Source organism: Lysinibacillus sp. NPDC097195 (genome assembly GCF_044762075.1).
GTDB lineage: Bacteria > Bacillota > Bacilli > Bacillales_A > Planococcaceae > Lysinibacillus.
Genome location: NZ_JBIWDP010000001.1, coordinates 145,512 through 158,891, shown reverse-complemented (window position 1 = coordinate 158,891; position 13,380 = coordinate 145,512). Strand labels below are relative to the sequence as shown.

Below are 13,380 nucleotides of genomic sequence, written 5' to 3'. Positions count from 1 at the left end.
TATAAATTAAATAAAAAGAGCGACATAATCGCTCTTTTATGCTTCTGTATATTCGTACTGATCTCTGAAGTATTCACTAATCAGTTTGATGCTGATAACATCATCTTTATCAGTGAATAACCAAGGATCTTCTTGATGAGTTAGTTCCTCCAAAGTCTTTCCGTCTAATTCTCCAAATTCATGCCATGCGTCTTCAATAGCTTCGATTTCCTTGCTATTTAACTTACCTTCAACATCAAATGGCTCGCTAGGAATCGTGTGATACCTATATTTTCTATACATATCATAAATCTCATAGTTGACTGGTCCATGATCCCAAGCCAATAAATCTTCTTCAAACAACGGCTTTTTATTATCCATTAAAAAGAACCCTTGTGCGTAATATAAAAGCTTTTGCAATTTCAACGGAGTAATAGCATACGGAGAACTTTCTTTGCTCAGGCTAATAAAGTATTTTGCTACATCTTTTACATTTGCCATACCTATCCCCTCCTAATGACTTAAGTATAATTCAAAAATAAACAATTGTGAAACATTTATTTTTTTCGAACAATTCAATCAAATCAGCATATGTAGTTTTGCGCGATATTATTTTCACTTATTTGTTTCCTAATGGCTCAGAAAATATACATAAAATTTAATTGCTTCGTATTCAATGTCAGCAAAACCTTGCATACTTAGAAAAGCCCTAGATTAGGGTAACGTGAAGCCTGGCTTGCTTTCAACTCATTCAAATAAAAATTATAGTGACATAACTTGGGTATTTTGTTATAGTTTAATAGAACAATTTAATCATTATATGATAAGGAGAATTTTACTATGAAACAAATCAGTTTTTCAATCAGTCTGTTATTTTTCTGGGTAAAAGGTTCTGTGGAAGTTGATAATAGATTTGTTAAAACAAATTTATCAAACACAATCTTAGGATTTATTCCAGCAGGGAAAGATGAGCAAAGTATTCCTTTAAAAAACATTTCGGGATCTATGTTATCTTCGAAATACAATATTAAAGCCATACTTATTGGTCTATTCCTTATTTTCACTTCATTAGGTTATATAGGAGCAAGCTTTATTGCAGGTTTAATTTTGTTAATTATCGGAATTGGAATAGCTGGTAGTGGTTTAAAAACCATATTAACAATTGAAAAATCAGGCTCGCCATACTACATAAATGTACCATTTTTTGAAAAAGCAAAGATGGTAGAGTTAAACAAACATATTAATACAGCTTTAGCTGCTGACACAGATAAAACAGATTTAAATTTATTCTTTGAAAAAAAAAGCAATTAATTAAAAAAAGACCAAGACAGCTCATTAGCTATCTTGGTCTTATCCTTTATTATAAAGTCCGTTTTACAACCGAAATTAGCAATCCTAAGGCTTCACCATCAGTCATAGAACCTACTTTCTCGCTATGGTCTACCTTTAATATACCACGCTGATACGTTTCTTTTAACAATCCTTTTAAATCCTCTTTAGCTGTTGATGTTAATGTGTTTACCACTGGTGTTTCCTCCTTCTGAATCTGTTCATTTTGTATTTTTGTCAAACCTAAATGTTCTGCTAGAACTTCTGCAATAGCCTTACAAATAGCATTAAAGTTTTTACGATACAGCTCAACATCTGCTTTACTATCGACAAAACAGATTTCTAGTAAAATAGCCGGTTTAGTAGTACTATTCAAGAAATAAAGTTCTTTACGCTGTTTTGCTCCTCGGTCTTTTAAACCAGAAGCTTTTGCTATAGCAGAACTTAATTTAGCAGCTAAATCTTTAGCATCATAATAAAGAACCTCAACGCCTCGCGGTGCATCGGTGATACTCGCTGCGTTAAAGTGAATGCTCCAGTCCAGGTCACGAATTTGTTTGTTATGATAATTTACGATTGTTTGTAGATTTTGATTTTGTGTTGTCGATGTGTTGTCGTGAAATACAGAACCGATGCCGTTGTATTGAGTTGATAAAATACGATGTACTTCATTAGTTACTTTTCGAGCTTCGTCCACTTCATCAATAAAATGTTTAGCGCCTCTGATTTTTAAACCGTGGCCACTCGAACCTACATACTTCTTAGTCATTTGCTTTCACCCTCTTTTTCATGATTATTAAAGATTTCTAAAGCACGTTTGACTGGTCCAGGCATGTCCAAACCCAACTTGGCACTATTTTCACCTAGACTTACAATTTCATTCAGGATAAATAGGATTGCCACTGCATCAGGAATAATTTGTCCCACTGTGAATCCTTGGTCTAACAACACTAAATAAATTAAATTTGCCACTACAATCCAAACCCACATCATGCCTTTTTTAATGATGCCTTGATAGCCTCGTTTGCTGTTAATAGCTCCCCAATTGGCTGCCATACCCGTTAAAAAATCAAGTATGTTGAATACCAAAAGCACTGTAAGTAATAACCCCCAACCACCAATCAAAAATGATAAAGCTCCTCCGAATACTGACACAAAAAATCTTTCCATTTATACACCGTCCTTTGCCCTTTTTATATAAAACAAGCGCCATGAGAAGCATCGAGAATCAGTAGCCTATACCGTTGCCCATCTCGATTGCTCTCATAGCATTAAAAAAACATAAAAAATAACGCTAAGCCTATGCTTGCGTCTCTTCTTGTGGTACCGGTATGACACTGGCAATAAGATGCTTATTGATAACAGCACCGCCTAAATTCACAAAAGTAATTTTTTGTTCATTTAAATTGGCTGTAAATTCTACTGGTTCAATTTCTGCATTCTTTAAATCAATGACCTGTCCGTTGTTTAGCTGTACTTGATAATTCATATTTTCATTCTCCTTCTTAATTTAACGTAATTGTGCCAATATCTATGCCGTATTTTTTGAATACTATTGTTTTTGAGTTGTTGGAACTCTGTGTTATTTCTAATCCTGGGGTATTCGTTGAAACTGTATTACCTCCGCCACCCATTCCAACAACATTCGCATTACTAAAATCAACTGTGCCATTAAATGAGTGACGCGATCCGCTGTATACGATGTCATTCCAAGCACTTAATTGAATGGTTCCATTTGCACCGCCAACAGAAGTCATGTCACTAAAGTAAAGTCTATTACCCATGCGAATATCCTGTGAAATATTAATGTTACCTGAAGAAATTGTTCCCAGATTTCCACTAATATCTGAAAGTACACTTACTGCACCTTGTAACTCAATGTTCTGCGCTCGAATTTTTACAGATGTAGCTGTTTGATTTATCAGTGAAGATATTGTGTTTCCATTAAAATCAGTTACCGATACTTTCTGTGTAATTTGGTGCGCTTGTTGGGTAATGGAAGATTCAGCATTCGCTACACGCGTATCCATTCCATGTAATTGCGTTGCTTGCGCTGATACTGTTGATTGAATCTGGTCTGCTTTAATGTTTATAGAAGCCATCTCATTCGTGATACGGTTATTCACTGTTAAGCTGATGCTGTCTGCTTTTAAATTAATAGCAGCCATTTCCTGCGTTATTCGATTATTGACGGATAGGCTGATACTATCAGCTTTCACATCGATCGTAGCAATTGATTTATTTAGCTCTTCCACCTCAATGGTTATCCGGTTATCCGTTTGAGTTATAGCCGACCTAAATTCCTTTTTATTTTCTTCAATTACTTCTTCCAACTCTTCTTTTGTTTCTTCAATAAGCTCTTCAGTATCAACTTCATTATCTGACATTGTGCGCGGTAATGAATTACCTAGCGTGACTTCAACTGTCTTTAATTCATCGGAAAGCTCATCTACAATACAAATACGTTTAAGTATTCGCGTCTGTAGCTCTAACCCCTCAATTGGCTCGTAAATCAGCCATACCTTCTCACCTAATTGCTTGTTTAGTAATTCAAGTGTATCAAGCTCAAACGACACTTCTGGATAGTCAATAAGCGAATCTTTAGCCTTTTTCACTAGGTTTTCTGAATTGGTAAAACGCTCATCACTAATTGGATCAGCAACACGTATACCCCATAACGTGTGATTAGGTGATGTATACGTAACGGTTAAACCTTCTTTACCAGTGGCCGTAATTTTTGTTCTAAGATTAGTTGTATCAATCTTTCGGCTAAGTGCTTTAATGTTATGACCGTATCGATACTGTGCGCCGTTGTCCGGCCCAAGTGAATTACTGAAATGCACTCGGTTGTTAGGCAATATCTCAAATTCACAATTGAAGGCATCACAAATTTGATTGACACACTGAATGATGTTCTTTGAACCAAATTTATTAATTGTTTCAGTTTCTGTGAAATCACAAGTTGCTGTCCATCCTGTGTCAGCTAACAAATAGGCTACAAATTCTTTACTGGTGTGAGTACCACCAAAGGTTTCATCCTTAAACTGATATGCTAAATCAAAGAAAGTTGAGATGGCAAGTATTGTTTTGCGTCCAGGCTTATCATCAATTAACTGTTTAACTCGAAACTCATAATCAGCAGCAGTGACAACCGATTCTTCTTGAAGCAGATTAAATCCAGCCTCGTTATTTGTTTTATTGACTGTAAACTCAAGCGTTAGATTGCCTAGTGTATCTTGTTCAAATACCGGTGCAGATGTTGTGAAAAACGGCTCTGTTTGAGTACCTGCGAAGTTTGTAACGATTAGCATTCCTTATCACCTACTAACGTGTATTTCATAAGCTCACATCCTTTCAGGCAAAAGAAAAAGCATCCTCATAAGAGGACACTTTTGTAAATTTTGATATTAAAAATTTTCAATGCTTACTGAACAATACTACATAGATTATTCGCATGTAGAAAAAAGTATTTTTACGTTGATAAGGGACTATAACAACCTTTAACTTTATGATCAACTTCATCATAAGCATCTTTCACGTAAGACATAAAACCATTAATCGTAAAAGGATTCTCCACCTTCTTTGCATGTTCTAGCCCATGTAAATCTTCAATGTCTAGCACTCCACACCAACTATACCATCTATCCAAATCCTTATCTATTATACCTAAATAACTATGCTCTTTACGTATTTCTTGTATAATATTAAAAACATCATCTTTACTTAAATTTTTTGCTGGATTAGTTAAAATATGTTCATAACTCCCTATACCACTTTGTATACAAGTAAAGTCAACACAAATATTATCACTTTTTGACCAGCCATGAAATGTTGCACCGTTCCGAAAAGTACGGTGTACAAAAGAGTTATCAAAATGGACCGATAGATAAGAAGAAATTACATTTGCGGACGTATGGCAATTAAATGGAAATAGCCGTTTACCTTTGTACATAAAATAATAATATTCTTTTTCAATTAATTCACAAAATTCTTCAACAGTCATCACTATTTTCACCACTCTCATTAGTGTTATATCATATGATAGTTGACGATTGCATTTTTGTCATTATATTCATATTATTAAAGTTGTAATACTTTAAAGTTTAATTTTACCTAAATACCTTTTGTTGAAGTTAATATATAATCTTCCACAGCAATACGATATGCTTCGTTCGTAATGTCATCTAAAACATATACTGTATTTGTTTTTGGGTTAAGACCACCGTTTATGATGCGTTCTGCTGCTATCCTTACAACGATTGGATTTACCATTATAAAATCCCTCCTACTTGACTGTCTGTTTTTAACAATAAGATATCCTCTTCTAATTTTTTTATCTTCGCTTGCTCTTCTGTTAGTTCTGGTTCAGGGTACATTTTGAAAATAGGTTTTTTAGTTTCTGGGTTAATACTATCTATATATTGCTTTGTGACATCATATGAATTGAACTCCAAATCAACGTATGCTATCTCCCCCACTACTGGTTCATGCTTCACTGGGAAATTGGCTTCTTGTACCTCACCGGATTGAAACAATAAACGTCCAGATTCATCATAAAACACTCTGTTACCCCTTGAATAAATTTGAGTCATTAAAATCCTCCTAATCTACTTTTCGTATGCTACGAAGAAATAGTTTTGATTCGCACGTAGCACAGGTATGGAATAGTTACCGTTACCCAAATCAAGAATATTAAATTGAAATGTTTGATAACTGCCTGTTTGTCCGTTATATGTCGCTAACTTAACAGTGTTAGGATAGTACTGTTGATATGTGTTGTAAGTAGATTCGTACTGTGTTGAACCGTTACTTCCAAATACAACTATAGTCTCTGCTTGAAATCCTAAATTTAGGTCAACGAAGTATTGTGTCGATCCAGCACTTGTTGCAGGAACTAAAAAGGATCTCATACTAGCATTAGAGGCAACATTACTTTTCATTACACGTTTTCCTGTTTGAATGGCACTGATATTACTTGCCATTGTTGCGAACTCCGCTGTCGGGCTAGTAGACACGCCCTTACCGGTAATGGCGTTCGCAACTAAAGCCTTACCACTACTTACAGAGGACTTTAAATCTTCTATTTTGTCATTCAATAGTTTTGCAGCTTTAGATGAGGCGACTGAAGTTGTGGAAGTGCTGTCTAGTGCGCTACTTACTACAGGCTCAGAAACCACCCAACTCTCAAAATAGCCGTCAACACTAGATGCTGTTGCAGTCCATGTAAATGGAACATCTACATTAGCTCGTTTACCATTTCTTTTAACGACTATAGCCTGATTTGTACCTGCCCCTATTATAGTTCTTGCATACTGCCATGCTGTTTTTCCATCTGCAGAAAGTTTAACTTCGACAAGTAGTTCATAGTTTGCCCATGGCTTGTTAGTGCTTTCTTTTGTAACAAGATACAGACCCGTTAAGATTAAATCATTCAAATCTCCGGTAAACCGTTTTGCTGAAACTATAGCCTTAGCTACGCCAGTTACAGGGTCTACAAGGATAGTTTCTCCATCAGGCTTAATATGCCCTGGTTTTTCAGTTGTTGCTATTCCACTTGTATGTTCAGCAAATGCAGTTTTAAATTCTCCGACTTGTTGATTGATTTCTGTTAAATCCGCTGGAGGTCCAGGTGGCCCCACTGGTCCTTGAGGTCCTTGAATACCTTTTAAGGATTCAATCCATTCTTCCATTGTTCCTATAAAACCATTTTCAACAGCTAGATCGTATGCTGATTTACCTTGAGGCCCTCTAATTGGCCCTACGTTTTTCCAACCACTCGTGTTTTCTTGCCATACATACAAGTCACCAGCAATCATGTACGCATCACCTGGTGAGCCGGTTGGTGGTAAGTTATCTTCACTCATCAATTCACCAATGATATTTACGCCGGTTCCATCCTTACCGTCTTTCCCTGGTAACCCTTGAAGTCCTTGCGGCCCTCGAGCACCTTGTTCAGCAAACAACGACCAATAGGCATTAGATTGAGTAGGAAGTGTAGGTGGCGTCTTTCCTAGGTTATCTTGCATTGCAATAAAAGTTGAACCATTAAAAACAGCCATATTATTTTTGTAATACTGTGTATCTACATTCCAAACGCCTTTTGAACCTAAGTTAGTAATGAGCGATTGCATTGATGTAAGAGCTGTTTGTGCTTGTGCTGTTGCATCTAAAGCACCTTGTTTGGCTGCATTTGCTTCAGTGGTTGCTGTACTTGCATCACCAATCGCCTTATTAACATCTACTAATGTTTGTGCAACCGTAGTAAGTGCTTCTTGTAATGCTACGTCATTGGCCTCAATTGCCTCTAGCACAGCAATATTAGCGCTGTCTACAGCTTCATTTAAACGTTGAATTAACTCGTCAACTTCTGCCCCACCTGCTAGTACTTTGATTTGCTGTTGAAGGTATGAGTAACCGGTCATGATTCGTTGCCAGTTCTCATTAAGCTTCAAGCGTTCAGCATTGCTAAGTGGGTTTTCGGTATTATGCAATTCTAAAGTCAATTCCCGCACATCCTTTCTATTTGTATAGGAATCTAAAGTCAAATTCGATTGACTGTATAGTTCCGCCTGACACCGAAAAAACATTGTTTCCAGGTGCAACCGTCAATAACTTTTTATTGGTATTCAAAATGGCATTCGCACCGTTTTTATAAGTGTGAATGCCATTCAAAACTAATGTATCTGTAGCTGTTAAAGTGCCATTAAACCTAAACACTTCGCCAGTTGACACATTCTTTATTTCAAAGTAGCTTGTTGCTGTTGCCTTAACAGTTATTTTTAGTTCACTTTCTCGTGGATCAATTTTTACATTACCAAGGTTTTTCACAGTGAAATCATTGGTTGTAAACTTATACTGTAAATCCTCGTCCCACGTTAACCCTTGATTCCATTCCCACTTATTAGCGTCCCACAGCTTTAGCTCTTTTAATGTTGCCGCGCTTTCACCGTATGGAAGCAAATAAGTTTCAATTTCAACAGTGAACAGCCCTGTAAGCCCTTTTTGTTCAATCTGTGTCATATCGCTATTAATAACGAAATACCGTTTGCCATGTAAAAAAGCAACCTCACTAGGCTTAAAATCGAGCTCTTTGCCCCAGTCCTTACCTGGCAGCTCAAACTCGTACATAGTGGATTGCTTTGTTGGTATAGCTTTATATAGATAGTACGGCTCTAAATCCGTAAACAAATCAAACGCCCTATCTTGGAGTGTTTCAAAGTCTGAATGGTCTTTTGCAACAAACATCAGATGGAGCTGTATTCTGCGCGTGCCGTGTTTGATTAACTCATTCACAGCGCCGGCGCGTCTTTCAACATCGGCTACATCTCGTTTAATTTCAATTGGCGAAACAACAATGTCCTTTGTAATGAATCGTTCATCAGACAAGATAATTTCAAGCCCACTACTTTTAACTAATTTCGTGTCCATTCAGTCTCACCCTCTCATAGAGCGTTTTAAATCTACTGTTCTAGCAGTTCGCTCGTCTACATAATTCGTTAAAATTTTTCCATCTACAATAAGAGACGGATCTTTATCCGCAATGATTCGTAAGAGCTGTAAAATACTATCGAACATCGATGAATCAAGAACAGATTCGCTTGTAATACTTGTGTTTTGAGCACTGCTGATAGCACTCTTCACTGAAAGTCCGTCTGTAATGACGCTCAAGTCAGCTCTTGCTGCTTCGGCTAATTGTGATGCTGCCAGTTTAATTTCTGCTTTGGTAGCAGCCAATGTCGAACTAATATCAGGCACAGCATTAGCAGCCATAACAGATGCTGCCTTCGTTACCACTTTTGCGCTACTCTTAATCCCTTTTGCAAGTCCTGGTGGAATCCACTTGCCGACTGCCATCATGATCCGTGAAGGCGATTTAATTCCTAAAGCTTTTCGTGTTGTTTTTTCAATCTCGGTTGCCATCGCTTTAACTTCGGCCATCATATCTGGTATTTGTGCTTTCATACCGTTACGCAAGCCTTGAATAACGTTTTCACCAATTTGCTTCATAGATGCAGTCATCGCATTAAATTCACCAGTAGTACCTGTTTTGATTGATTTAATTTGCTTTAACCATTCATCTTTGTAGGTTTCAAGCTGTTTCTTCGTATCATTTTTAAGCCCTTCAACCTGTTTGTTCGTATCTTCTCTCAAACCAACTAACTCAGCCTCTGCTTGGCTTCTAGCAAGAGCTGTTTTCGTTTTCCACAAGTCATTATAGTAAGACAACTCTGTTGCCGTCATACTATTTAAAGCTTCAATCTGCGCGTATGCGTTAGGCCCCATTGCTTGTAACTCTGCAAGTAAACCTTTATCGATACCTTTACCAGCGAGTGCTTGGATGTCTCTTGCCCAAGTACTCATCACAGCCACTTGATCTTGTAGACTTTTAGTGAGTTGTTGGCTTGTAATTTGAGCTTTCTCACCAATCTCATCAAACAGATTCATTGCCGAATAAATATCTTTAGCGCGACTACTCACTGCATCTTCATAAGCTTTTTCAAGCTCTTTAATACCGTCTATTTCTTTTTGCTTTGCCTCGCTAAATTTAGTGATGTACTCATCATTAAGAGTCGTTAGTTTTTCATGAATGGCCTGTTTCGTTTCAGCAATTTTATCTTCGTAGTAAATACGTTCTTCACTACCAGCTTTGTATTGCTTCAAGTATTTTTGGTAAGCCGCAAGCTCTTGTGTTAGAGACAATTGATTATATTTCTTCTGACGATCAATATAATCTTTCTCTTGGTCAAACTTCTCTTTAGTCAGTTCAGACATTGCTTTATTGTAGTTAATTTGCGCTTCAATACGCTCGTCTGTACCTTCCTTAAAAGCTGTCGCTGCATACTGCCAATACTCGGCCAGTTGCTTAGTTGTCCATTTCTCTAACCCTACTTGCTTATCAGCAAAATTCTTTAGTGCATCGTAGGTTTCTTTTTGAGACTTCGATTTCACTTTTGAAATAGCTTCTGCCTCTGCTTTAGCAAGCTTTTCTCTGCTCACTTTCGCGTCCTCTTGAATCTTAGTGATCTGACGCTCTTGTGCTGCAGTAAGCTTCTTCCCTTTATCAGCGGCTTTCGCTTTAATTTCTTTAATTTGCGCATCTGCCTTTTTAGTTGCTTCAGCACGTTTTGCTTCATAGTCCTTCTGAATAGCTAGTACATCTTTATTTGACTCTTTCAATGAGTTGCTGACTATCTTCTGCGTTTGTTGCACCATGTCTTTTGTGATGGATAACGACTTACTGAAGTCAGGAATTGCCTTAGCCGTCATTTTGTTAATTGCTGTTTTTACTACGCTAGTTGTACTCTCAATTCCTTTAGCAACACCAATTGGAATCCATTTAGCAATAGCAATCATGACACGCGATGGCGAGTGAATACCTAATTTATTTCGTAGCCACGCTGGTAACAACTCTGCTAACTCCATAACTTTAGCTTTCACTTTACCAAACCAGTTGTTAATCCCCGTAACTAAACCAGCTACAATATATTCACCGATTTTCACTAGACTAATGCTTTCTAAGAATGACTTTGCAGCGTTCCAACCATTTACGACAGCAGTCTTTACATTCGACATTGCTGTTGAAACAATGGTTTTAAATCCATTCCAAATAGTTTCAATGACTGTTTTTATACCATTCAGTATTGAAGAGATAGTCGACTTAATGCCGTTCCAAAGACTCTTAATAATGTTTGCAATGGCATTTAATACACTTGAGAAAAAGCCCTTAATTCCATTCCAAACGGATCGGATAGTGTTTGATAAACCTGTAAAGAAATTATCTAGGAATGAAGCAATACTACGCCAAATACTCATAAAGATAGACTTGATACCTGTAAGAATGGTGTCAAAGAATGATTTTAACCCTTTCCATACAGCTTCAATGGATGACTTCATGCCTTTGAAAATTACATCTACAGTGCTCTTTATCGTATTTAATGTATTTGTGAAGATACCTTTAATAGCTGTCCAGATGCCTTGTAAGAGCGTTTTTGCAGTTGAGCCAAAGGCTTTTAATGGGCCAAGTAATTTCCCTACAAAATAAAGGTTGATTGCCCCCCAAACGGCCTGTAATGCCCCACCAAGAATTTGCTTAATACCATCCCAGACACCTTGCCAATTGCCTTTAAACAGCGAACTGAACGTTTTAACAATTCCTAAAATGACATTAATAGCACCTTGGATAACATTTTTAATCGCTTCCCATGTTGATACAATTAAAGCTTTTACAACAGGCCATATAAACTGCATAATTGCCCCGATTGCAGACATCACAGTTGTAACAACATTCCCTATTACAGTCCAAACAGCAGATGCAGTAGCCATAATACTTACTTGGTTTTCAGCCCAGAATGAAGTGATTTGAGTCCAGACTGACATAATCAAATCTTTAACCGCTGTTACTGCCACGGAAATTCCTGTTTTAATGGCTTCCCAAACAGTTTGAACTTGGCTACGGAAGGTTTCGTTTGTTTGATACAACTTAACTAAAACTGCAACAAATCCAATTACTGCTGCAACAGCTAAGCCGACTGGTGTGAATATCGGAGCGAATGTTCTTCCTAAAGTAGCGCCTATTACATTGAGCTTTGTACCAACTTTTGCAATCGTTCCACCGAAGTCTTTAAATAAACCGCCAATAAACTTAATGGGCTTACCTAAAGCTCCCGTTAGTACTTTCGCTAACCCCTTCGTTAAAGTTCTCAATGCAATAATGTTAGGAAGTAAAGCAAGCATGATCCCACCAAAAGAAATAAGTCCTGCTATGATGACCCCAATAGATCGATTGTTTTCCATCAAATTATTTGTAAACTCTAAGAATTTGTTAGCCAGTATGATAATGGCCGCACCAAGTGGAGCCATACCAATACCTAAGTTCACTAGGAAAGTTGTTAAGTTACCGATTAGCTTTATTACACTAGGCGCTGATTGATGTACATAATCAATAAATTGTTGGAATCCTTGATTTTGACTTAATGTAGCTGACCACTCTTTGAATCGAGCCATCATTGACACTAGCCCATCCATCATGCCTGATGATGATCCTGCAAAAGCACTAAAGAAATATACAACACCAGCTATCGCGTCTCGGAAAATGGCACGAATCTTTGGCATGTTTGTGTTAACATAGTCCATGAACGCTTGGAATTTCGCACTTCCACTTAACCCATTCGACCACTCAGCGAAACGAGCTGTCATTTCCTCGAAGCCCCTGGCCGTACTAATACTTAATGGTGCGAAGGCTGTAAACATTGATAATAAGCCTTTAAATACATTCCCAAATGAGCGACTAAATGACTCTAGCATTGGAGCTCCACTAGTATTCAGGTATTCTAAAAACTTTTGAATAGGTGGAGTACTTATAGCTTTATTTAACTGCTCCATTAAGTTAGCAACTGCTTGAGCACTAGTTAAAAATAACGGCTTTAATTTATTCAGAATCGTATCTGACGCTTGCATTGCGCTTGTAAAAGCTTGTAAGACTGGTTTTTCAGTCTCTTTCACAAGAGAACGATATGTTTTCTTTACGCTTTCAAATGAGTTCCAAGCTTTCTTTTGTAAAGCTGTGAATGGTGGACCTGTCTCATTAAATAATTCTTTGATAGTTGGTATTGCTACAGCACCAAAAGCAACGGCTGCGGCACCTGCTGCTGCAAATGCACCGGCTAATGCAAATGTAGAGCCAGCGACAGTACCAATCATTGGACCTAAATTCGCAATAGCCACAGCAATATTAGCTAATATAGGTGATATTGCCGGAAATACAGCCATCAACGTACCCATTAAAGTGTGTTGTGCCAACTCACCAAATGCTCTGATATTAGTAGCTATCCGTTGTATTTTTCTTTGGAAATCTTCTATTCGAGCCTCAACTTTGATGACGACCCGTTCACGAACTAAAGAAGCAATGCGGGCGCGAATTTCAGCCATTCTACGACGAAACTGACTAATGTCTGCATCAACATCTACATGCACGTCGTTAGCAGTAGTACGTATAGTATTTTGCACCTGTCGCATACGTGCCATAAACTCTGTAATACGAGCACCAATCCGTGCAGTAAAGTTAGCGTTCAT

At 37.5% G+C, this 13,380-nt stretch carries 12 protein-coding genes; 1 reads left to right on the top strand and 11 read right to left on the bottom strand.

Features of this window, described 5'->3' with window-relative positions; genetic code table 11:
* Positions 1-36: 36 nt before the first annotated feature.
* Positions 37-480 carry a Panacea domain-containing protein gene (locus ACIQXI_RS00815; RefSeq protein WP_402920471.1) on the bottom strand — a complete coding sequence of 148 codons (444 nt, stop codon included), beginning with the start codon at positions 478-480 and terminating at the stop codon, positions 37-39.
* 339 nt (positions 481-819) lie between these two features.
* Here ACIQXI_RS00815 and ACIQXI_RS00810 point away from each other — a divergent pair, with 339 nt between their 5' ends.
* Complete coding sequence (locus tag ACIQXI_RS00810; protein ID WP_402920468.1) at positions 820-1,290, top strand: hypothetical protein; 471 nt, start codon at positions 820-822, stop codon at positions 1,288-1,290.
* 49 nt (positions 1,291-1,339) lie between these two features.
* Here the strand turns inward: ACIQXI_RS00810 and ACIQXI_RS00805 are convergent, their stop codons facing one another.
* From ACIQXI_RS00805 to ACIQXI_RS00760, 10 genes are all read right to left on the bottom strand, one after another.
* Positions 1,340-2,077, bottom strand: coding sequence for an N-acetylmuramoyl-L-alanine amidase (locus tag ACIQXI_RS00805; RefSeq protein WP_402920465.1), 738 nt, complete (start codon positions 2,075-2,077; stop codon positions 1,340-1,342).
* The gene (locus tag ACIQXI_RS00800) at positions 2,074-2,478 is read right to left on the bottom strand and encodes a phage holin family protein (protein WP_402920462.1); all 405 of its coding nucleotides are present in this window, start codon (positions 2,476-2,478) and stop codon (positions 2,074-2,076) included. Before ACIQXI_RS00800 ends, ACIQXI_RS00805 begins: the two co-directional genes overlap by 4 nt.
* A gap of 130 nt (positions 2,479-2,608) precedes the next feature.
* A complete protein-coding gene (locus ACIQXI_RS00795) occupies positions 2,609-2,797 on the bottom strand; it encodes a hypothetical protein (RefSeq protein ID WP_402920459.1) in 189 nt (62 codons plus the stop codon).
* Positions 2,798-2,813: 16 nt separating this feature from the next.
* Positions 2,814-4,619: a phage tail protein gene (locus ACIQXI_RS00790; RefSeq protein WP_402920457.1), complete on the bottom strand. Its 1,806-nt coding sequence runs from the start codon at positions 4,617-4,619 to the stop codon at positions 2,814-2,816.
* A 161-nt stretch (positions 4,620-4,780) separates the two neighbouring features.
* Positions 4,781-5,311, bottom strand: coding sequence for a hypothetical protein (locus ACIQXI_RS00785; protein ID WP_402920454.1), 531 nt, complete (start codon positions 5,309-5,311; stop codon positions 4,781-4,783).
* Positions 5,312-5,421: 110 nt separating this feature from the next.
* Positions 5,422-5,580, bottom strand: coding sequence for a hypothetical protein (locus ACIQXI_RS00780; protein WP_402920451.1), 159 nt, complete (start codon positions 5,578-5,580; stop codon positions 5,422-5,424).
* On the bottom strand, positions 5,580-5,900 hold the full coding sequence (locus ACIQXI_RS00775; RefSeq protein WP_402920448.1) for a hypothetical protein: 321 nt from the start codon (positions 5,898-5,900) through the stop codon (positions 5,580-5,582). The genes ACIQXI_RS00780 and ACIQXI_RS00775 overlap by 1 nt, the downstream gene beginning before the upstream one ends.
* 15 nt (positions 5,901-5,915) lie before the next feature.
* Positions 5,916-7,811 carry a hypothetical protein gene (locus ACIQXI_RS00770; RefSeq protein ID WP_402920445.1) on the bottom strand — a complete coding sequence of 632 codons (1,896 nt, stop codon included), beginning with the start codon at positions 7,809-7,811 and terminating at the stop codon, positions 5,916-5,918.
* A 16-nt stretch (positions 7,812-7,827) separates the two neighbouring features.
* Positions 7,828-8,736 (bottom strand): phage tail domain-containing protein, encoded by a 909-nt coding sequence (locus ACIQXI_RS00765; protein ID WP_402920442.1) that lies wholly within the window; start codon positions 8,734-8,736, stop codon positions 7,828-7,830.
* A 6-nt stretch (positions 8,737-8,742) separates the two neighbouring features.
* Entirely contained in the window at positions 8,743-13,380 is a 4,638-nt protein-coding gene (locus ACIQXI_RS00760) for a phage tail protein (protein ID WP_402920439.1), read from the bottom strand.

What these genes read in the sequence shown, in the direction of transcription:
- ACIQXI_RS00815 (WP_402920471.1), bottom strand. Translation starts at nt 480, where the DNA reads ATGGCAAATGTAAAAGATGTAGCAAAATACTTTATTAGCCTGAGCAAA.
- ACIQXI_RS00810 (WP_402920468.1), top strand. Translation starts at nt 820, where the DNA reads ATGAAACAAATCAGTTTTTCAATCAGTCTGTTATTTTTCTGGGTAAAA.
- ACIQXI_RS00805 (WP_402920465.1), bottom strand. Translation starts at nt 2,077, where the DNA reads ATGACTAAGAAGTATGTAGGTTCGAGTGGCCACGGTTTAAAAATCAGA.
- ACIQXI_RS00800 (WP_402920462.1), bottom strand. Translation starts at nt 2,478, where the DNA reads ATGGAAAGATTTTTTGTGTCAGTATTCGGAGGAGCTTTATCATTTTTG.
- ACIQXI_RS00795 (WP_402920459.1), bottom strand. Translation starts at nt 2,797, where the DNA reads ATGAATTATCAAGTACAGCTAAACAACGGACAGGTCATTGATTTAAAG.
- ACIQXI_RS00790 (WP_402920457.1), bottom strand. Translation starts at nt 4,619, where the DNA reads ATGCTAATCGTTACAAACTTCGCAGGTACTCAAACAGAGCCGTTTTTC.
- ACIQXI_RS00785 (WP_402920454.1), bottom strand. Translation starts at nt 5,311, where the DNA reads ATGACTGTTGAAGAATTTTGTGAATTAATTGAAAAAGAATATTATTAT.
- ACIQXI_RS00780 (WP_402920451.1), bottom strand. Translation starts at nt 5,580, where the DNA reads ATGGTAAATCCAATCGTTGTAAGGATAGCAGCAGAACGCATCATAAAC.
- ACIQXI_RS00775 (WP_402920448.1), bottom strand. Translation starts at nt 5,900, where the DNA reads ATGACTCAAATTTATTCAAGGGGTAACAGAGTGTTTTATGATGAATCT.
- ACIQXI_RS00765 (WP_402920442.1), bottom strand. Translation starts at nt 8,736, where the DNA reads ATGGACACGAAATTAGTTAAAAGTAGTGGGCTTGAAATTATCTTGTCT.
- ACIQXI_RS00760 (WP_402920439.1), bottom strand. Translation starts at nt 13,380, where the DNA reads ATGAACGCTAACTTTACTGCACGGATTGGTGCTCGTATTACAGAGTTT.